The following is a 19193-nucleotide window of genomic DNA, read 5'->3' on the forward strand; positions in this document are numbered from 1 at the left end:
TTGGGTACGGGGTCAGTCTGGTCGATGTGGCGGCATTGCTGGGGGAGGTTCCGCCCGGCAGGGCGGCGGCCACTAGGGCAGGACCACCACCTGGGCTGCGTAGGCCAGTCCGGCGCCGAAGCCGATCTGGAGTGCAATGTCGCCACTCCTGGCCTGGCCTTCACGCAGGAGCCGCTCCGTGGCCAGCGGAATCGAGGCTGCCGAGGTGTTGCCGGTGTCGGCGATATCACGCCCCACCACCACGTCCTCGCGCAGCTCGAGCATCTTCACCATCTGATCGATGATGCGCATGTTGGCCTGGTGCGGCACGAAGACGTCGATGTCAGCGGGCTCCAGGCCCGCTGCGGCGATCGCCTCCTGAGCCACGGACGTCATGGTGAACACGGCCCACTTGAACACCGAGGGCCCTTCCTGGCGGAGTGTGGGCCAGGGGAGCTCGCGCACCGGGGTGGCTGCTCCGGTCCGGAAGTCCAGCCAGGAGTTGGTCTGCTTGATCAAGGTGGCGCCCGAGCCGTCCGAGCCCCACACCGTGCGGGCGATCCCGGGCGTCTGCGAGGGGCCGACCACGGCGGCGCCGGCACCATCGCCGAGGAGGAAGGAGATCGAGCGGTCAGTGGGGTCGAGGAAGTCCGACATCTTCTCCACGCCCACGACGAGCACATACTCGGCGGTGCCGGCGCGCACGAGAGCGTCGGCCTGGGCAATGCCGTAGGCGTAGCCGGCGCAGGCCGCAGAGATGTCGTAGGCCGGTGCTGGGGTGGCACCGATACGATCGGCGAGCACCGCGGCGAGCGAGGGGGTCTGCTCGAACCAGGTCACGGTCGCCACGATGACGGCACCCAGATCACTGGCCTGGATCCCGGCGGCCCGCAGTGCCTCCTCGGCAGCGCCCGCCGCGAGGTCGGCCACGGTGGTGTCTTCCGCCGCGCGACGGCGGGTCTCGATGCCGGTGCGCTGGCGGATCCACTCATCCGAGGAGTCGATGGGTCCGACGATGTCGTCGTTGGGGACGATGTTCTCGCCTCGCACGCCGCCGACACCCAGGATGCGGGAGTGGCGAACGGGCTGGCTGGCGCGCAGCTCCTTCACGAGGCAGCTCCGTGCTGGGCGATCAGCTCACGGGCCGCAGGGAGATCATCCGGGCTCTTCAGGGCAAGAGTGTCCACACCCTTGAGAGTACGGCGCGCCAGCCCGGTCAGGACGCCCGCGGGCGCGAGTTCGATCACGCCGGTCACTCCCAGCGCCAGGAGCTGCTCACAACACAGATCCCAGCGCACGGGGTTGGCCACCTGGGTCACCAGTCGCTCCAGGGCGTCCTGGCCGCCGGCGACCACAGCGCCGTCACGGTTGGAGAGCAGGCGGGCGCCCTGGTGGGGCTCGGCGGGCTCCAGCGTGCTGGCGAGGGCGCGCACACGTTCGACGGCCGGCGCCATGTGCTCGGTGTGGAAGGCGCCGGCCACCTGCAGAGCGATGACCCGGGCGCGCAACTCGGGCAGGGCCGGGTCGGCCGCGAGGGCATCGAGCTGTTCGGTGGTGCCGGCAGCCACGATCTGCCCACCGCCGTTGACGTTGGCCGGGGTGAGACCGTGGCGTTCCAATGCGGCGTGGACGCCCTCGGGCGTTCCGCCCACGATGGCGGCCATGCCGGTTTCGCGTTGGGCGGCGGCCTCGGCCATGGCCCGGCCACGCTCGGCGACCAGGGCCAGCGCTGCGTCCTCGCTGAGCACTCCGGCCAGCGCGGTGGCCGCGATCTCACCCACGGAGTGACCCGCGTAGGCGGTGCCCGGTGCGAGGGTGGTGGCGGCCGCTCCGGAACCGAGCAGGGCCTGCGCGCTCAGCAGCGAGGCCGCCACGATGAGTGGCTGCGCCACGGCGGTATCGCGGATGGTCTCGGCGTCGGCGGTGGTCCCGAGTGCGTGGAGGTCGAGCTCCGCAGTGGCCGAGAAGCGGTCGATGGCGCTGCCGGCGCCGGGGAGTTCGAGCCACGGCTCGAGCATGCCGGGGGCCTGTGCGCCCTGGCCGGGGGAGAGGATGGCTAGCACTGTTCCACTCTGCCGCCTCGGGCCGGTCCGCGACGGGCCACGACGCCCACGACGTTGCCTCGGGCGACTTGTAGGGGGTCTACAAAGATGTGACCTACGGCGCGTGGGGCGGCTCGTGTCAGTCCGCGAGGACGGCGTCGGCCAGGCGCCCGATGGCCAGCGCGGTTTGCAGGACAAAACCCTCGCGTGCGTCTGTCGGGTCCCAACCGACCAGCTGGCCGATGCGCCGCAATCGGTAGCGCACGGTGTTGGGGTGAACGTACAGAGCCCGCGCCGCGCCCTCGAGCGAGCGGCCCTGGCCGAGGTACTCGTCGAGGGTTTCCACCAGCGGCCCGCCGGCGGCGAGCAGCGGTTGGTAGAGCTCCTCCACGAGGGAGCGGCGGGCCAAGGGATCTCCGGCGAGGGCTCGTTCTGGCAGGAGGTCGCCGGCGTCCACCGGGCGCGGCGCGGTGGGCCAGGCAGCGACGGCGGCGATGCCTGCCAGCGCTGCGCGGGCCGAGCGCGCTGCCTCGCTGATCTGCCCGGCGTCGGGGCCGAAGACCACTGGCCCCGCGCCCAGGCGGGGCAGGATCGAATCACGGGCAGCTTGGCGGAGATCGCCTTCACCACCGAGCACGATGACCACGCGCTCACCCTGGATGCCCACCAGTGCGTCCTCGGCGGCGCGGCGGCAGGCGCGGCGCAGTTCGGCGGTGTGGCGTTCGTTCATGTCGGGCGGTGCCTCGCCCACCAGCACGAGGGTGCGACCGCGATCCGACCATCCCAGGGCCGCTACGCGCGAACGCAACGTGTCGTCGCCGCCGCGGATGAGGGAGTCCACTACCAGTGCTTCGAGCCGCGCATCCCAGGCGCCACGGGCCTCAGCCGCACGGGCGTAGACCTCTGCGGCGGAAAAGGCCACTTCGCGGGAGTACACCAGCACGGCTTCGCGCAGTTCGGAGCGGTGGTCCGGCTCGGCAAGTGAGACGGCGTGGTCCTCGACGACGGCGACCACGATCCGTACCAGCTGCAAGGTGTGCTGCAAGGAGATCGAGCGGGTCAGCTCCGGTGGCGCGGCACGGAAGATGTCCTGGGCGTTGTAGGAGCCCACCTCGGGATCCTCGTACCACGTGATGAAGGCGGCGATACCTGCCTGGGCGACCAGACCGATCCAGGAGCGGTCCTCTGCGGCGAGCGAGCGATACCAGTCGAGCTCGCCGTCGAGTCGCCGCATCGCCTCGGAGGTGAGCAGATCGGTTCCTGAGCGCAGCCGGCGGACGACGGCCCTGCTGCCGGCGGCAGGCCGGTGAGGGCGTGAGGACGGTGTGGCAGGCACACGGCGATCCTACGGGAGGCCTTGTAGAACCCCGACAAGCTGACGGCGGGGCCGGCCCCGGGATCATCCGGGAGTCGGCCCCGCCGTGACGTCAGCGTGGTGTGACCGGCTCAGGCGTCGCCGCCGGAGGTGCCGGACTCCCCGGCGTGGATGTTGAACAGGTCGTACTTCTCGATGGCCTGCTGCACCACAGACGGATCGACGGTGCCCTGCTCGGCCAGGGCCTGCAGAGCCTTGACCGCCATGGAGTGGGCGTCGATGAGCAGCTGGCGCCGGGCCGCCGGGCGGGTGTCGGAGTAGCCGAAACCGTCCGCGCCAAGTGTGTAGTACGGGCCGGGGACCCACCGGCGGATGGAGTCCTGGACCTGGTGCTCGTAGTCCGAGGTGGCCACATAGGGACCGCCGGCATCGCGCAGCTTCTCGCTCAGATAGGCCTCGCGGCGCTCTTCGCCCGGCTTGGTGAAGTTGTGCTCGTCGGCGGCCAGGCCGTCGCGGCGCAGCTCGTACCAGGAGGTCACCGACCAGACCCCGGCGCGCACGCCCCAGTCCTTGGCCAGCAACTCGCGGGCATGGAGCGCCCACGGCACACCCACGCCTGAGGCGAGCAGCTGGACCCAGGGGGCTTCGCCCTCGACCGAGGCGTCCTCAGGTGAGGCGACGCGGTGGATGCCTTTGAGGATGCCCTCGACGTCGACGTCCTCCGGCTCGGCGGGCTGGACCATGGGCTCGTTGTAGACCGTCAGGTAGTACATGACGTCCTGGTCGCGGCCACCGGCCTCGTCCTCGGAGCCGTACATGCGCTTCAGACCATCGCGCATGATGTGGCGGATCTCGTAGGCGTAGGCGGGGTCGTAGTGGACCATCGCCGGGTTGGTCGAGGCCAGCACGGGGGAGTGCCCGTCCATGTGCTGGGTGCCCTCACCGGCCAGTGTCGTCTTGCCGGCGGTGGCGCCGATGATGAAGCCGCGGGCCAGCTGGTCGGCGGCGGCCCAGAACTGGTCGCCGGTGCGCTGGAAGCCGAACATCGAGTAGAAGATGTAGACCGGGATCATCGGTTCGCCGTGCACGGCGTGCGAGGTGCCCAGGGACTGCATGGCCGCCGCGGAACCGGCCTCATTGATGCCGGTGTGCAGGATCTGGCCCTGCTCGGACTCCTTGTAGGAGAGCATCAGGTCCTGGTCCACCGAGGTGTAGTTCTGCCCGTGGACGTTGAAGATCTTCGCCGTGGGGAAGATGGCGTCCAGGCCGAAGGTGCGTGCCTCGTCGGGGATGATCGGCACGATGCGCCGCCCGATCGAGTCCTCCTTCATCAGCTCCTTGAGCAGGCGCACGAAGGCCATCGTGGTGGCCACCTCGGCCTTACCGGAGCCCTTCTTCAGGATCTCGAAGGGCTTGTCGTCCGGCATCGGCAGCGGCTTCTTCTCCGTGAGGCGCTTGGGCAGGAAGCCTCCCAGGGCCTTGCGGCGCTCGAGCATGTACTGCAGCCGCTCGTCGGACTCATCGGGCCGGTAGTACGGGGCGTTGAAGGGGTCCTCGAGCTGCTCGTCCGAGATCGGGATGTGCAGCGCATCACGCAGGTGCTTCAGATCGGTGGTCTTCAGCTTCTTCATCTGGTGAGTGGCGTTGCGGCCCGCGAAGGAGGGGCCGAGGCCGTAGCCCTTGACCGTGTGCGCCAGGATCACCGTGGGCTGCCCGGTGTGCTCCGTGGCGGCCTTGTAGGCGGCGTAGATCTTGCGGTAGTCGTGGCCGCCGCGCTTGAGCGACCAGATGTCGTCATCGCTCATGTTCTTCACGAGCTCCTTGGTGCGCGGATCGCGCCCGAAGAAGTGCTCGCGGATGTAGGCGCCGTCGTTGGCCCGGTAGGTCTGGAAGTCGCCGTCGGGGATGGTATTCATCAAGTTCACCAGCGCGCGGTCCTTATCGGCGTTGAGCAGGGTGTCCCACTCGCGGCCCCAGACCACCTTGATGACGTTCCAGCCGGCGCCACGGAATTGCGACTCGAGCTCGTTGATGATCTTGCCGTTGCCGCGGACCGGGCCGTCGAGGCGCTGGAGGTTGCAGTTGACCACGAAGGTCAGGTTGTCCAGGTTCTGCCAGGCGGCCTGCTGGAGCATGCCGCGAGATTCGGGCTCGTCCATCTCGCCGTCGCCCAGGTAGGCCCAGACGTGCTGGTCGGAGGTGTCCTTGATGCCGCGGCCGTGCAGGTACTTGTTGACCCAGGCCTGGTAGATGGCCTGTGCCGGGCCGAGACCCATGGAGACCGTGGGGTACTCCCAGAAGTCCGGCATACGGCGCGGGTGTGGGTAGGAGGGCAGTCCGCGCCCGTCTTCAGGGTGGGAGTACTCCTGGCGGAAGCCGTCGAGGTCGCGCTCGGTGAGGCGGCCCTCGAGGAAGGCGCGGGCGTAGTTGCCGGGGGAGGCGTGACCCTGGAAGAAGACGTGGTCGCCGCCGCCGGGGTGGGACTTCCCGCGGAAGAAGTGGTTGAAACCGACTTCGTAGAGCGTCGCCAGCGAGGCGTAGGAGGAGATGTGTCCGCCCACCCCCACTCCCGGGCGCTGAGCGCGGGTGACCATGACGGCGGCATTCCAGCGGATCCAGCCACGGTAGGTGCGTTCCACGGTCTCGTCGCCGGGGAAGTAGGGCTCCTCGTGGACGCCGATGGTGTTCACGTACGGCGTGACCAGCGGGTTGGGGATGCTTAGTGAGCGCTCACGCGCCCGGTGCAGCAGGTTGAGCAGGATGTAGCGTGCCCGCGGCCCGCCACGCTCATCGATCAGGCCGTCGAGGGACTCGAGCCACTCTGCGGTCTCTTCCGCGTCGATGTCCTTGACTTGGCTGAGGAGTCCGTTAATCAGGGGCGAGGACTCGTCTCGTGAACTCACGCGTTCCCTCTTCTCACATCTGGCGTCGGCGGCGACGTGCGCACCATCAAGTTACCTCCGCCGATCCTCGAGCAAACTCGCTGAACGACGGCGCACCTTCAAGGTAGTGCCATTCTCTCGGCAAGAGCGTCCCCAGCCCAGCCAGAAGGGCCATGGACCGTGTGAGAACAGCCACCGGTCGGGCGAGGCGCGGGCAGAAGGGATCGAATCGAGCCGCAAATGTGGGATCCAGAGCCGCTCGCCAGTACCGTGTGGGGGTGAACACTACGAGCCGTCAGGCCGCAGCAGAAGGGAAGCACGTGACAGGCAGCGCGGGAGCCAGCTCCGGATCCTCAGGACCCGGGCCCAGGTTCGGCTTTACCTCGGGGCTGGTCATCCAGGAGTTCTACTACGACGACGACGTCGATGCGGGCGTGCGCGCAGCAGTTGAAGAGGAGACCGGCACCGAGTTGGTCGACGAGGACTTCGGCGACGTCTGTGATGGCGCCATCATCTGGTGGCGCGCTGATGACGGCGGGCAGGAAGACCTCACCGACCTGCTCGTCGACGCACAGGCCAACCTCGATGACGGTGGGCTGATCTGGGTGCTCACCCCGAAGCCAGGCCTGGACAACCACGTGGCTCCGGCCGATGTGGAGGAGGCGGCCAAGGTGGCCGGCATGCTCGCCACCTCGGCGATGTCGGTGGGAGAGAACTGGAACGGGATCCGCGTGGCAGCGCGCTCACGGTCTCGACGCTGACGGACCTGGTCAGTGACCGGGGCCGATCCCAGCCTCCACTAGGCTGGGAGACGTTCTCGGGCAGAGCGGGCCCGCGCGAGGTTTCTCGCTGCGGGTCGGTGCTGACCTGGTGAACTCGGTGCCCTGGCGTACCTGCCAGGCACCGGGCATGGGCCGATAGCTCAGTTGGTTAGAGCACCGCGTTTACACCGCGGGTGTCGGGGGTTCGAGTCCCTCTCGGCCCACCAGATCGTGCGAAACCCGCGGACCGCGCACTGTCGGGTCATCCTCGGCCAGATCACCGCCGCGTCCGTTCCTGCGTGACCAACTCCCGGATGTCGCGGTCGTAGTGAGCAATCCGTGCCCTGCCGGGAGACACTCGGTCGTATGAAGATCATCAGTACGACGGTCACCTTGGACGCAGCCGAAGTCGGGACCGAGAGCGCATTCTGGGCCGCGGTGTTCGGCGGCGAGGTAGTCGGCGAGGGGGAGTACCGCGAAATCCGGGCACCGGACGGGACGACGCCAGTGGGTGTTCAGCTCGCCCCAGGCCAGGTTGCGACGAACTGGCCGGAGCACCAGGCACGGGTCCATCTCGACGTGGTCGTCGAGGACATTGACTCAGCACACGATCACGTCCTCTCCCTCGGAGCCACCCTGCTCCAGCGCGCGACCGGTGAAGAGACCTTCAACGTTTAAGCAGATCCAGCGGGCCACCCCTTCTGCCTCTGCTGGTCGTGAATACCCTGGACTGACCACGCCGTGATGGTTGGTCTCCTTCCTGGAGAGCCGCCGACCCGAGCGTCGCCGACGCCAGTCTGATCAAGGCTCTCCCCAACTGTGCAGCGCGGAGGTCAGGCTCGCGATCGACCGCTCGTAGCTGCGCTCAAGGCTGCGGGGGAGCTGGAAGGCGCCGGTGGTCTCGAGGTCCACGAACCCGTGCAGCGTGGCGCGGAAGAATCGTGCGGCATCCACGAGATCCTCCTCCGCGATCCGGTAGCCGGAGAGGATGGTGTAGAGCACCTCGACCAGCGTGGCGGACACGTCCTCATCCTCGTGGTCGCCCGACACTGGCGCCCGCATCGCCATCCGGTACTGCGCAGGATGGGCTGTGGCCCACTCCCGGTAGGCCATCGCGGCACTGCGCACGGCGTCGTCCCGGGCCTTGCCGATCGCTGCCCGGCCGAGCGCCTCGGCCAGCTCCGCCTTGGCGCGCAGCATGACACCGCGCCGCAGGCCCGGCATGCCATCGACGTGCTTGTACAGCGAGGGTGGCTTCACGCCGAGCCGCTCGGCGAGCGATGCGACGTTCACGCCCTCACCGTCGCGCTCGTCGAGCATCTGGGCGGCCGTCTCGACGACCACGGCGGTGGTGAGCCCCACCCTAGGCATCGGGTTGTCCCGACCCGAGGAACTGGATGATGGCCCTCGCCGTGGCCTCCGGTTGCTGGGACTGCGGATAGTGGCCGGCGTCGGCGATCATCGCCACGGAGCCATTCAGCGCCTCCGCGATCCATGCCGCCTCGGCCGCAGGATCTGCGAAGTCCGGGTCCTGCTCGCCCATCACCACCAGGGTCGGCGCCTGGACGGCAGGGAGCGCCCGCTCGGCTGGAGCATGGTCGGTGCGGGTGGTGAGCCGGAAAGCCTGGGTGTATCCGGGTCGTTTCATGGCCGTGATCATGCTCGTACGGTAGGCCGGGAAGTCGTCAGGCTTCGCTCCGCTGTAGAGCGTGGGCAGGTAGGCGTTCCACATCGTGCGTGCCCACGGCCGGGCCATCAGCACGCGGAACATCAGGCGCTTGAAGACGGAGCTGTTCACCGGGTTGCGCACGAAGGGACCCACCAGCACGAGCGAGTCAAAGAGTTCGGGATGCTCCGCTGCGGCCACCACCGCGGAACCAGCAGACATCGAGTTTCCCACCACAGCAGCTGGTGCGCCGAGATGACGCACCAGCGCGGCGATGTCGGAGGCCGTCGCGACATCGCCGTAGGCGGTGAAATCGGCCGAGCTGTCGCCGTGCCCGCGCAGGTCCGCCGTCGCGACCGTGAACCCAGCGGCGACCAGGAGGGGGACAAGGTGGCGGTAGGAGGAGCGGAGTTCGCCCATGCCGGGGAGTAGGAGGAGGAGGGGTCCATCGCCCTGGATGTCGTAGGCGATCCGGCCACCCGGCACTGTGAGGTACTCGGTCGACCTCGACAAGGGAATGAAATTGGCCATGTGGCTAATGTAGTTAGCCATCTCCGGTCCGTCAAGGCGTGCCGCAGCTCACGCCGGTCTCGGGACCTTTGGCCCATCTGACCCAAAAAGTGGCGGTCCTACACTGGCCACAGAGCCTCTCCCACCCGCTCAGGAAAGGTCTGTCATGGCAACCACCGCCAGCACCGACGCCCGCGCCACTACTGCCTGGCGGGGATTCCACCCCGGCCCGTGGCAGGAGGGCGTTGACGTCCGCGACTTCATCCAGCGCAACTACGCCCCCTACGACGGCGAGTCGGACTTCCTCGCCGGTGCCACCGAACGCACCACGGCGCTGTGGCAGCGCCTCAGCGACATGTTCCCCACCGAGCGTGAGCGCGGCGTCTACGACATCGACGCCACCACGCCCTCGACGATCACCTCGCACGCCCCGGGGTACATCGACCGCGACAGCGAGCTCATCGTCGGGCTGCAGACCGATGCCCCCCTCAAGCGCGCCATCATGCCCTTCGGCGGCTGGCGCATGGTGGCCACGGCGCTCACGACCTACGGCTTCGAGGTCGACCCCTCCCTCGAAGAGGTCTTCACCCGCTACCGCAAGACCCACAACGACGGCGTCTTCGACGTCTACCCACCCGAGGTGCGCGCCGCACGTCGCTCCCACCTGGTGACCGGCCTGCCCGACGCCTACGGGCGTGGCCGGATCATCGGCGACTACCGCCGCGTGGCCCTGTACGGCGTGGATGCACTGATCGCGGCCAAGGGCGACGAGCGCGTGCTGCTCGACGCGAAGCGTTCCACCGAGGACGTCATCCGCGATCGCGAGGAGAACGCCGAGCAGATCAAGGCCCTGCGCGAACTCAAGGAGATGGCCGCCGGCTACGGCCACGACATCGGCCGCCCGGCGGCGAACGGCCGCGAAGCCGTGCAGTGGGTGTACCTGGCCTACCTCGCCGCAGTGAAGGAACAGAACGGCGCGGCCATGTCGCTGGGGCGGGTCTCCACCTTCCTGGACGTCTACCTTCAGCGGGACCTCGACGAGGGCGCGCTGACGGAAACTCAGGCTCAGGAACTCATTGACGACTTCGTGATCAAGCTGCGCATCGTGCGCTTCCTGCGCACCCCGGAGTACGACCAACTCTTCTCCGGTGACCCCACCTGGGTGACCGAGTCCATCGGCGGCATCGGCGAGGACGGCCGGCACCTGGTGACCAAGTCGTCCTTCCGCTTCCTGCAGACCCTGTACAACCTGGGCCCTGCCCCGGAGCCCAACCTCACCGTGCTGTGGTCCGACGCCCTGCCGGAGGGCTTCAAGCGCTTCTGCGCGGCAGCCTCGATCGACACCTCCGCCATCCAGTACGAGTCCGACGCTCTCATCCGCTCCCAGTCCGGAGACGACGCCGGGATCGCCTGCTGCGTCTCTGCGATGACCATTGGCAAGCAGATGCAGTTCTTCGGCGCCCGGGTCAACCTGGCCAAGGCGCTGCTGTACGCGATCAACGGCGGCCGCGACGAGGTCAGCGGCGCCCAGGTGGCCCCGGTGTCCACGACGATCACCTCCGAGGTCCTCGACTACGACGAGGTGCTCGACGCCTACGACATGCTGCTGGACTGGCTCGCCGAAACCTATGTGGACGCACTGAACTGCATCCACTACATGCACGACAAGTACGCCTACGAACGCATCGAGATGGCCCTGCACGACGGCGACATCCTGCGCACCATGGCGTGCGGGATCGCCGGGCTCTCCGTGGCGGCCGACTCCCTCTCGGCGATCAAGTACGCCGAGGTCCGGCCCATCCGCGACGAGAGCGGCCTGGTCACCGACTACGCCGTGGAAGGGGAGTTCCCCACCTTCGGCAATGACGATGACCGCGTGGATGACATCGCGACCATGCTGGTGGAGCGGTTCATGGAGAAGGTCCGCCGCGTGCCCACGTACCGCAACGCCAAGCACACCCAGTCGGTGCTGACGATCACCTCCAACGTGGTCTACGGCAAGCACACCGGCAACACGCCTGACGGCCGCCGCGCCGGCGAGCCCTTCGCGCCGGGTGCGAACCCGATGAACGGGCGTGACACCCACGGGATGCTCGCCTCGGCGCTGTCGGTGGCGAAACTGCCCTACGACCAAGCACAGGATGGCATCTCGCTGACCTCCACGGTGGTGCCCTCGGGCCTGGGCCGCACTCGCGAGGAGCAGGTCACCCACCTCGCCGGACTGCTGGACGCCTACATGGGGGCTCAGGGCTTCCACATGAACGTCAATGTGCTGAACCGGGACACCCTGGAAGACGCCATGGAGCACCCGGAGAACTACCCGCAGCTGACCATCCGGGTCTCCGGCTATGCGGTGAACTTCGTGCGGCTCACCCGTGAGCAGCAACGAGACGTCATCTCCCGCACCTTCCACGGGAGCGTGTGAGCACGATGGCCAGCGCGATGCCGCCTGTGTGCCCGACCGGCGGCCCGATCCTCCTCGACGCACCGGTCACCGGCCTGAACGGCGCCGACGCCGAGGAGGAACGGCGCGCGCGCCTGGACGCCATGCGCACCGGCTCGGGCGGGTTCCTGCACTCCTGGGAGCTGGTCACCGCCGTCGACGGGCCGGGCACCCGGATGACGGTCTTCCTCTCCGGCTGTCCGCTGCGCTGCCTGTACTGCCACAACCCCGACACCCAGATTATGCGTGACGGGGTCTTCACCCCGGTGGAGGATGTGTTGGCCCGCGTGCGCCGGTACCGGGGCGTCTTCGCGGCCACCGGTGGGGGGCTGACGATCTCCGGTGGTGAGCCGATGGCCCAGCCGGCGTTCCTGCAACGACTGCTGCGTGGCGCCCAGGAGATGGGCGTGCACACCACCGTGGACACCTCCGGCTTCCTCGGCATGCGCATTCCGGACGCCCTGCTGGACGACGTCGACCTGGTGCTGCTCGATGTGAAGTCCGGCCTGCCGGAGACCTACCGGCGCACGACCGGACGGGAGCTGGCTCCCACCTTGGAGTTCGGCCGCCGGCTCGCAGCGCGCGGCACCGAGATCTGGGTCCGCTTCGTGCTCGTCCCGGGCCTGACGGATGCCGAGGAGAACGTTGAGGCTGTGGCGTCCTATGTGGCGACCCTCCCCACGGTCAGCCGCGTGGAGGTGCTGCCCTTCCACCAGATGGGGCGGGAGAAGTGGGACCGGCTCGGTAAGGCCTACCACCTGGCCGAGACCGAACCGCCCACACCGGAACTGACGGAGCGGGTCCGTGACCAGTTCCGTGCGCACGGCCTGACCACCTACTGATCGGCAGCGGGCGGCCCGTGACGTCAGGCCACCGCCTTCTTGACGAGGTCGCTGATAGCCCGCTCAGCGTCATCGGTGAGTTCCGTGATGGCGAAGGACGTCGCCCACAGGCCGGTGGCATCGTCGAGGCGTGCTTCGGTGGTGAAGCCGAAGGTCGAGTACCGCTCCTTATCGACCTGGCCACTGCGGAAGAAGCAGACGACCTTTCCCTTCTGCGTGGCATAGGCGGGCTGCCCGTACCACAGCTTCGGGGCGAGGTCGGAGGCGTTGCTGGTGACGATCACATGAATCCGTTCGGCGACCGTGCGGTCGGCGGGGTCCATCGCGGCGATCGTGGAGAGTACGTCGAGTTCGGCAGACGCCTTCTTGCTGCCGCGGCCACGGCTGGCCTCCTCCTTCAGTTCCGCGGCTCGCACCTTCATGGCCGCGCGTTCCTGCTCGGAGAAACCTCCGGCGCCGCTCTCTCTCGTGTCTGTGCTTCTCATGGCTGTGGTCTCCTTGGATCCTTCGACAGGGCCCTTGGCGTGGATGGTTCTGCGGTCGGTGGTGCGGGTCTGTGACCGCGGGGATCAGGTGAGCTGGTTGATGCGGATGAGGTTGCCTGCGGGATCGCGGACGGCACAGTCGCGGACCCCGTAGTCCTGGTCTGTGGGCTCCTGCACGATGTCCGCACCTGCGGCCTCGATCCGCGCGAAGGTCCCGTCGAGGTCGTCCGTGGCCAAAGTGACGGCACCGTAGACACCCTTGGCGATGAGCTCGAGGATGGTGCGTCGTTCGTCGTCGCTGATGCCCGGATCGACCGCCGGCGGGTGCAGCACGATGGATGTGCCTGGCTGCCCCGGCGGGCCTACCGTGATCCAGCGCATGGTCTCGTAGCCGACGTCCTGACGGATCTCGAATCCGAGGACATCGCGATAGAAGGCAAGCGCCGCATCGGGGTCGGTGTGCGGCAGGAAGGCGTAATGAATGGTGAGGTTCATGTTCGCCACATTACGAGCGGCTATCGCCTGGATGCTTCTCGATTCCTGATCGGCCTGGTGACCTGTTTCGCCAGGCATGCCGGGATCCCGGCTGCCGCCTGTGAATGATCGCGCCGGTAGGCGCTCGGAGGCACGCCGACCAGCTCGGTGAACCTGGTGCTGAACGTGCCCAACGAGGAGAATCCGACCTCGAAGCAGACTTGGGTCACGCTCAGATCTCCTCGACGCAGCAAGGTCATGGCCCGCTCGATCCGGCGGGTCATGAGATAGGAGTAAGGAGACTCGCCGTAGACGCGCCGGAACTCCCGGCTCAGGTGTCCGGCCGACATGAACGCCCCGCGCGCCAGCGCCTCGACGCTGAGAGGGCTGGCGTACTCCCGATCGATACGATCCCGGACGGCCCGCATCGCCATGATGTCGCGTAGCACCGGGGCCATGCCCTGCCCGTCCGTCATGCTCCCATCCTGCCACCGTGGCGCGGGCCCTGGGCAGCGCCGCCGGCGCAGACGTCGCGTGATCCGACGCGGCAGCGGCATGTCGTCCCGACCCACGCTCTCGGCTACTACAGAATGTCGTAGGTGGGAGCGTGGACTACCGGAGCGGTGCAGCCGCCGCCCGGAGCGGAGGTGTCGCATGGCAAGAACAGTGGATGTCGTCAGCACGATCGAGGAGTATCTCGACCGCAGCGACTGGCGGGTGCACGCCAACGCCAACCAGGACTACTCCTGGGGCGGGCTGCTGCTGAACTCCGCGGGCAAGCTGACCGCGAACTACTGGCTGGAGGCGATCTACCCGTCTGAGGTCGCCCAGGCGCACAGCGACGGGGATCTGCACATCCACGATCTTGACGTGCTCGGCGGCTACTGCGCCGGCTGGTCTCTGCGCCGCCTGCTGGAGGAGGGCTTCGGCGGGGTGCCCGGCGCGATCGCAGCACGACCGCCCAAACACCTGTCCTCCGCCTGCGGGCAGATCGTCAACTTCCTCGGCACCTTGCAGAATGAGTGGGCCGGCGCGCAAGCCTTCTCCTCCTTCGACACCTACTTGGCCCCATTCGTCCGGGTCGATGGCCTCGACGGCGATCAGATCCGCCAGGTCCTCCAAGAGATGGTGCACAACCTCAATGTGCCCTCCCGGTGGGGCACCCAAACGCCCTTCACCAACCTCACCTTCGACTGGACCGTGCCGGCCGACCTGGCCGAGCAGGTGCCACTGATCGGCGGGGAGCCTGCGGATTTCACCTACGGCGAGCTGCAGACGGAGATGGACCTGATCAACCGGGCCTTCATCGAGGTCATGACCGACGGCGACGCCGACGGCCGCGTGTTCACCTTCCCGATCCCCACCTACAACATCACCCCCGACTTCGACTGGGAGAGCCCCAACGCAGACCGGCTCTTCGCGATGACGGCGAAGTACGGCCTCCCGTACTTCCAGAACTTCCTCAACTCCGACCTCGACCCGGGCATGATCCGCTCGATGTGCTGCCGGCTCCAACTGGATCTGCGTGAGCTGCTCAAGCGCGGGAACGGCCTGTTCGGTTCCGCCGAGCAGACCGGCTCCATCGGCGTGGTCACCATCAACTGTGCTCGGCTCGGCTTCTTGCACCCCGGTGACGAAGCCGGGTTGCTCGCTGCCCTGGACCGTCTGCTCGAACTCGGCAAGGACTCCTTGGAACTCAAGCGTGCCCTGGTCCAGCGGCTGATGGATGCCGGGCTCTACCCGTGGTCCCAGCGCTGGTTGGGGACCTTGGACAATCACTTCTCCACGCTCGGTGTGAACGGCATGAACGAGATGGTCCGGAACTTCACCGGCGACGCCCACGACCTCACGCACCCGGAGGGCCATGCTCTGGTGGCTCGGGTGCTCGACCACGTGCGTGAGCGGATGGTCGCCTTCCAGGAGGAGACCGGCCATCTGTACAACCTGGAGGCCACGCCCGCGGAGGGGACGACCTATCGCTTCGCCCGCCTCGACGCCGCGCGATATGAGGGGATCCACCAGGCCGGCACCACAGAGCAGCCGTACTACACCAACTCCTCCCAGCTCCCGGTGGGCTACACCGACGATCCCTTCGAGGCCCTGGAACGGCAGGACGAACTGCAGCGCCGCTACACCGGTGGCACCGTGCTGCACCTGTACCTGGGGGAGCGGGTCTCTTCCGGCGATGCCTGCCGGGAGCTCGTCCGGCGCGCGCTGTCGCGTTTCCAGCTGCCCTACCTGACCGTGACCCCGACGTTCTCGATCTGCCCGGTGCACGGCTATCTCGCCGGTGAGCAGCCCACCTGCCCGCGGTGCGCCGCGGAAAACCCCGACGCCGAGCCGACCGTGTGCGAGGTGTGGACCCGTGTGATGGGGTACCACCGCCCCGTGTCGTCCTTCAACATCGGCAAGAAGGGTGAGCACGCGGAGCGTCAGCATTTCGCCGAACCGGCCCTACGGTGAGGACGGCGCAGGCTGAGGAACTGCAGATCGCCGCGCTGGTGCCACTGTCCACCGTCGACTGGCCCGGCCGGCTCGTGGCCACGGTCTTCCTTCAGGGTTGTCCGTGGTCCTGCCACTACTGCCACAACCCGGATTTGATCTCGCCCCGGACCGCCGGGCAGGTGCCCTGGCGCGAGGTGGAGGAGCTGGCCGATCGGCGCCATGGCCTTCTTGATGGTCTGGTGCTCACCGGCGGGGAACCCACGCGCCAGGACGCCGTGCACGATGCTGCCCGGCGGATACGCGCCAGGGGCTTTGCGCTCGGGCTGCACACGGCCGGTGCCTACCCCAGTCGACTGCGGGACCTGCTCCCGCAGTTCGACTGGGTGGGCCTGGATCTCAAGGCCACACTAGGTGGGTATGCCGACGTGACCGGCATCGAGTCCAGCGGTGAGCGGGCCTGGCGCAGCCTGGAGATCCTGCTGGCCTCCGGCGTGGACCACGAGGTGCGCACCACAGTGGTGCCTGGTGAGGATGCTCAGGCCTGGCAGGTGGCCCAGCGGGCGCGGGACTCGGGAGTGCGTGCCTATGCCCTGCAGCAGGCCCGCTCGGAAGGCACGCGGGAGTTCCATGATGCCCATCCACCGGGCTGGGATGAGCGCTTCGAGGCCCTCGCCGACCAGGTCGCCGGACTCGGATTCGCACGGCTCGAGGTTCGCCGCGCCTGAGCGCCCGCAGTGCGTGGGAGCGCGGGGCGCCCCGCGCTCCCGTCACCCCCAGGCCCCGATCGCGGGCACACTGAGGCCTATGCCCCTGTCCGTCCTCGCCGAGCTGCTCGCCGATCCGCCGAGCCTGCCGGTGGCCGGAGGCCTGAGTGACCTCGCCTCGGCGGTGGAACGCTCCGGTGTTGCCGTACTGCAGTCCCCTCCCGGCAGTGGCAAGACCACGCTCGTTCCCCCTGCGCTCGCGGTGGCGTTGGGCGGACGTGTGGTGGTGACGCAGCCCCGACGGATCGCCGCGCGCGCCGGAGCCCGCCGGCTCGCGGGGCTCCTCGGCGAGCCGGCGGGGCGGACTGCCGGGTTCTCCGTACGCGGGGACCGGCAGACCGGGTCCGACACACTGGTGGAGTTCGTGACCGCGGGGACGCTGTTGCGGCGGCTGCAGCACGACCCGGAACTGCCCGGGGTGAGGGCCGTGGTACTCGATGAGATCCATGAACGCCAGATCGACACCGACCTCCTGCTCGCGATGCTCGTCGAGGTCCGCGCCGCCTTGCGCGAGGATCTGGTGGTCGTTGCCATGTCCGCGACCGTCGAGGCCGCCCGGGTCGCAGAGCTTTTGGGCGCCGACGACGCGGTTGTGACGGTGCCGGGCGCGCTGCACCCGGTGGCGACCCTCTGGTGCGCCCCGCCGGGCACTGCGGCACGGCTGACACCCACCGGCACCAGCCCGGAGTTCCTGGCCCATGTCACTGACGTGGTGGGGCGGGCTTTGCGGGAACAGACCGGGGACATCCTGGTCTTTCTTCCCGGCGCGCGAGAGGTCGATGACGTGGTCCGCCGCGTCCGGTGGCCTGATGTCGACGTGCTGCCCCTGCACGGCCGGCTCCCGAGCGCAGCGCAGGATCGCGCTCTCCAGGCGACAGCGGCACGGCGCGTCATCGTCTCCACGGCGGTGGCGGAGTCCTCCCTGACCGTTCCGGGCGTGCGCACCGTGGTGGACGCCGGTCTCGCCCGCGAGCCGCGCACAGACCACCGCCGAGGCCTGGCTGGGCTCGTCACGCGCAGCGTGAGCCAGGCGGGGGCCGAGCAGCGCGCCGGCCGGGCTGGGCGAGAAGGCCCCGGGACCGTCTACCGCTGTTGGTCCGAGGGCGAGCACGCCCAGCTCGCGCGACATCCTCAGCCCGAGATCCTCACCGCCGACCTCACCGGACCGATGCTCGAACTCGCCCTGTGGGGCGCACCGGTAGGCCAGGGCCTCGCCCTAATGGATCCGCCTCCTACGCCCGCTGCCGAGGCCGCGCACACCGTTCTCAGTGAGCTCGGTGCACTGGCAGCCGACGGCACAGTCACCGCACGCGGACGCGCGATCGCGGGCATTGGAACCGACCCGCGTCTGGCGCGGGCCCTGCTCGACGGCGCCGAGGTAGTCGGACCACGCCTGGCTGCAGAGATCGTCGCCCTGCTCTCGCTGGACGGCGGCTCAAGCGATGTCGACCTCACGGCGGCCCTGCGACGCCAGCGCTCCGCGCTCGGGCGGGGCAGTCCGTGGCACCGAGAGGCAGACCGGTGGGAACGGATCGCCGCAGGACCAGCCCGAAGCTCGCGGGGCGCGCGAACCGGGGCGCAGCCGCACGCGCACGGTGTTGGCCTGGACCTCGCTGTCGGGACCGTGACCGCCTTGGCCCACTCCGACCGCATCGCACGAAGACGGCCCGGATCCGACCTCTACCTCATGGCGGGGGGTGCCGGTGCGCGCCTGACCGGGGGAGCCCTGGCGGGCAGCGAGTGGCTCGCCATTGCCGATGCGACCCGCTCGCCGGGCCAGCCCGATGCGCTCATCCGGGCGGCGGCACCGATCGACGAGGCCACGGCGCGTGAGGTGGGGGCGAGCCTGCTCACGACGGAGGACGACGTCGCCTGGCGTGACAGCCGGCTCGTCTCGCGCCGGGTGGTGCGCCTTGGCGCGATCGAGTTGTCCGCGGAGCCATTGCCTCGGCCGCCCGCCGCGCTGATGGCCGCCGCCGTGGAACACGGACTACGCGCCGAAGGGACGGGCCTGGTGCCGTGGCCGCCGGCGGCCACCGCGCTGCGTGAGCGGCTGGCCTTTCTGCACGCCGCACTGGGAGACCCGTGGCCGGACGTCTCCGACGAGGCTCTCGAGCAGCGAGTACCCGACTGGCTCGGGCCGGACCTCGCCGGCATCCGCACCGGTCGTGACCTGCGCCGACTGGACACCACTGCGGCGTTGCGCCGGCTCCTGCCATGGCCAGAGGCCTCCCGGTTGGACATCCTCGCCCCCGAGCGCGTCACCGTGCCGACGGGTTCGGCCCTGCGGGTGGATTACTCCGATCCCGCCCGCCCCACGCTGGCTGCGCGGATCCAGGAGGTGTTCGGCTGGCCGGGAGCGCCCGCTCTGGCCGGCGGACGCGTGCCCCTCGTGCTGGAGTTGCTCTCCCCGGCGCGCCGCCCGGCCGCCGTGACCACAGACCTGGCCGGCTTCTGGCGCACGGGCTACCCCCAGGTTCGGGCAGAGCTGCGCGGCCGCTACCCGAAGCATCCCTGGCCCGAAGACCCGGCCTCTGCGTCCGCCACCACGCGCACGAAGAACTCTGCGCGGCGCTGACGAGCCC

At 69.0% G+C, this 19193-nt stretch carries 16 protein-coding genes and 1 tRNA gene; 8 read left to right on the top strand and 9 right to left on the bottom strand.

Translation table 11 applies throughout. The features are described 5' to 3' along the window. Nucleotides 1-72: 72 nt before the first annotated feature. The 4 genes from EDD31_RS12585 to aceE all read right to left on the bottom strand — a co-directional run bounded on the left by EDD31_RS12585 (nucleotide 73) and on the right by aceE (nucleotide 6239). On the bottom strand, nucleotides 73-1089 hold the full coding sequence (locus tag EDD31_RS12585) for a beta-ketoacyl-ACP synthase III (RefSeq protein ID WP_123304457.1): 1017 nt from the start codon (nucleotides 1087-1089) through the stop codon (nucleotides 73-75). After that, nucleotides 1086-2042, bottom strand: coding sequence for an ACP S-malonyltransferase (locus tag EDD31_RS12590; protein WP_123304458.1), 957 nt, complete (start codon nucleotides 2040-2042; stop codon nucleotides 1086-1088). Before EDD31_RS12590 ends, EDD31_RS12585 begins: the two co-directional genes overlap by 4 nt. A 118-nt stretch (nucleotides 2043-2160) precedes the next feature. Next, nucleotides 2161-3357, bottom strand: coding sequence for a PucR family transcriptional regulator (locus EDD31_RS12595; RefSeq protein ID WP_245991190.1), 1197 nt, complete (start codon nucleotides 3355-3357; stop codon nucleotides 2161-2163). A 110-nt stretch (nucleotides 3358-3467) separates the two neighbouring features. Beyond that, on the bottom strand, nucleotides 3468-6239 hold the full coding sequence (gene aceE / locus EDD31_RS12600) for a pyruvate dehydrogenase (acetyl-transferring), homodimeric type (protein ID WP_123304459.1): 2772 nt from the start codon (nucleotides 6237-6239) through the stop codon (nucleotides 3468-3470). A 299-nt stretch (nucleotides 6240-6538) separates the two neighbouring features. On the opposite strand from aceE, the gene EDD31_RS12605 reads away from it, so the two are divergent. From EDD31_RS12605 to EDD31_RS12615, 3 genes are all read left to right on the top strand, one after another. Continuing rightward, a complete protein-coding gene (locus EDD31_RS12605; RefSeq protein WP_483964271.1) occupies nucleotides 6539-6979 on the top strand; it encodes a DUF3052 domain-containing protein in 441 nt (146 codons plus the stop codon). Nucleotides 6980-7129: 150 nt separating this feature from the next. Next, a tRNA-Val gene (locus tag EDD31_RS12610) sits at nucleotides 7130-7206 on the top strand. 139 nt (nucleotides 7207-7345) lie between these two features. Beyond that, nucleotides 7346-7657 (top strand): VOC family protein, encoded by a 312-nt coding sequence (locus tag EDD31_RS12615; RefSeq protein ID WP_123304461.1) that lies wholly within the window; start codon nucleotides 7346-7348, stop codon nucleotides 7655-7657. A 123-nt stretch (nucleotides 7658-7780) separates the two neighbouring features. Here the strand turns inward: EDD31_RS12615 and EDD31_RS12620 are convergent, their stop codons facing one another. Together EDD31_RS12620 and EDD31_RS12625 are read right to left on the bottom strand one after the other, a co-directional pair. Then, a complete protein-coding gene (locus tag EDD31_RS12620; protein WP_170163299.1) occupies nucleotides 7781-8341 on the bottom strand; it encodes a TetR/AcrR family transcriptional regulator in 561 nt (186 codons plus the stop codon). Between the two features lies 1 nt (nucleotide 8342). Beyond that, nucleotides 8343-9176, bottom strand: a complete 834-nt coding sequence (locus EDD31_RS12625; RefSeq protein WP_123304463.1) for an alpha/beta fold hydrolase — start codon at nucleotides 9174-9176, stop codon at nucleotides 8343-8345. A gap of 145 nt (nucleotides 9177-9321) precedes the next feature. On the opposite strand from EDD31_RS12625, the gene pflB reads away from it, so the two are divergent. Both pflB and pflA read left to right on the top strand, forming a co-directional pair. Then, a complete protein-coding gene (gene pflB, locus EDD31_RS12630; protein ID WP_123304464.1) occupies nucleotides 9322-11580 on the top strand; it encodes a formate C-acetyltransferase in 2259 nt (752 codons plus the stop codon). 17 nt (nucleotides 11581-11597) lie between these two features. Continuing rightward, nucleotides 11598-12440 carry a pyruvate formate-lyase-activating protein gene (pflA, locus tag EDD31_RS12635; RefSeq protein ID WP_245991194.1) on the top strand — a complete coding sequence of 281 codons (843 nt, stop codon included), beginning with the start codon at nucleotides 11598-11600 and terminating at the stop codon, nucleotides 12438-12440. 23 nt (nucleotides 12441-12463) lie between these two features. Here pflA and EDD31_RS12640 read toward each other — a convergent pair whose 3' ends face one another. From EDD31_RS12640 to EDD31_RS12650, 3 genes are all read right to left on the bottom strand, one after another. Next, on the bottom strand, nucleotides 12464-12925 hold the full coding sequence (locus EDD31_RS12640; protein ID WP_123304465.1) for a DUF1801 domain-containing protein: 462 nt from the start codon (nucleotides 12923-12925) through the stop codon (nucleotides 12464-12466). Nucleotides 12926-13009: 84 nt separating this feature from the next. Beyond that, nucleotides 13010-13420, bottom strand: coding sequence for a VOC family protein (locus EDD31_RS12645; protein ID WP_123305533.1), 411 nt, complete (start codon nucleotides 13418-13420; stop codon nucleotides 13010-13012). Between the two features lie 20 nt (nucleotides 13421-13440). Then, nucleotides 13441-13875 carry a helix-turn-helix transcriptional regulator gene (locus EDD31_RS12650; protein ID WP_211336123.1) on the bottom strand — a complete coding sequence of 145 codons (435 nt, stop codon included), beginning with the start codon at nucleotides 13873-13875 and terminating at the stop codon, nucleotides 13441-13443. Nucleotides 13876-13954: 79 nt separating this feature from the next. Between EDD31_RS12650 and EDD31_RS12655 the strand changes: the two genes are divergently transcribed. From EDD31_RS12655 to hrpB, 3 genes are all read left to right on the top strand, one after another. Further along, nucleotides 13955-15862, top strand: a complete 1908-nt coding sequence (locus tag EDD31_RS12655) for a ribonucleoside triphosphate reductase (RefSeq protein WP_123304466.1) — start codon at nucleotides 13955-13957, stop codon at nucleotides 15860-15862. Next, nucleotides 15859-16569, top strand: a complete 711-nt coding sequence (locus EDD31_RS12660) for an anaerobic ribonucleoside-triphosphate reductase activating protein (RefSeq protein WP_211336124.1) — start codon at nucleotides 15859-15861, stop codon at nucleotides 16567-16569. The genes EDD31_RS12655 and EDD31_RS12660 overlap by 4 nt, the downstream gene beginning before the upstream one ends. A gap of 103 nt (nucleotides 16570-16672) precedes the next feature. Continuing rightward, on the top strand, nucleotides 16673-19186 hold the full coding sequence (gene hrpB / locus EDD31_RS12665; protein ID WP_483964272.1) for an ATP-dependent helicase HrpB: 2514 nt from the start codon (nucleotides 16673-16675) through the stop codon (nucleotides 19184-19186). Nucleotides 19187-19193: the final 7 nt, after the last annotated feature.

It is taken from the genome of Bogoriella caseilytica, from assembly GCF_003752405.1.
In the GTDB taxonomy this organism is placed as follows: domain Bacteria; phylum Actinomycetota; class Actinomycetes; order Actinomycetales; family Actinomycetaceae; genus Allobogoriella; species Allobogoriella caseilytica.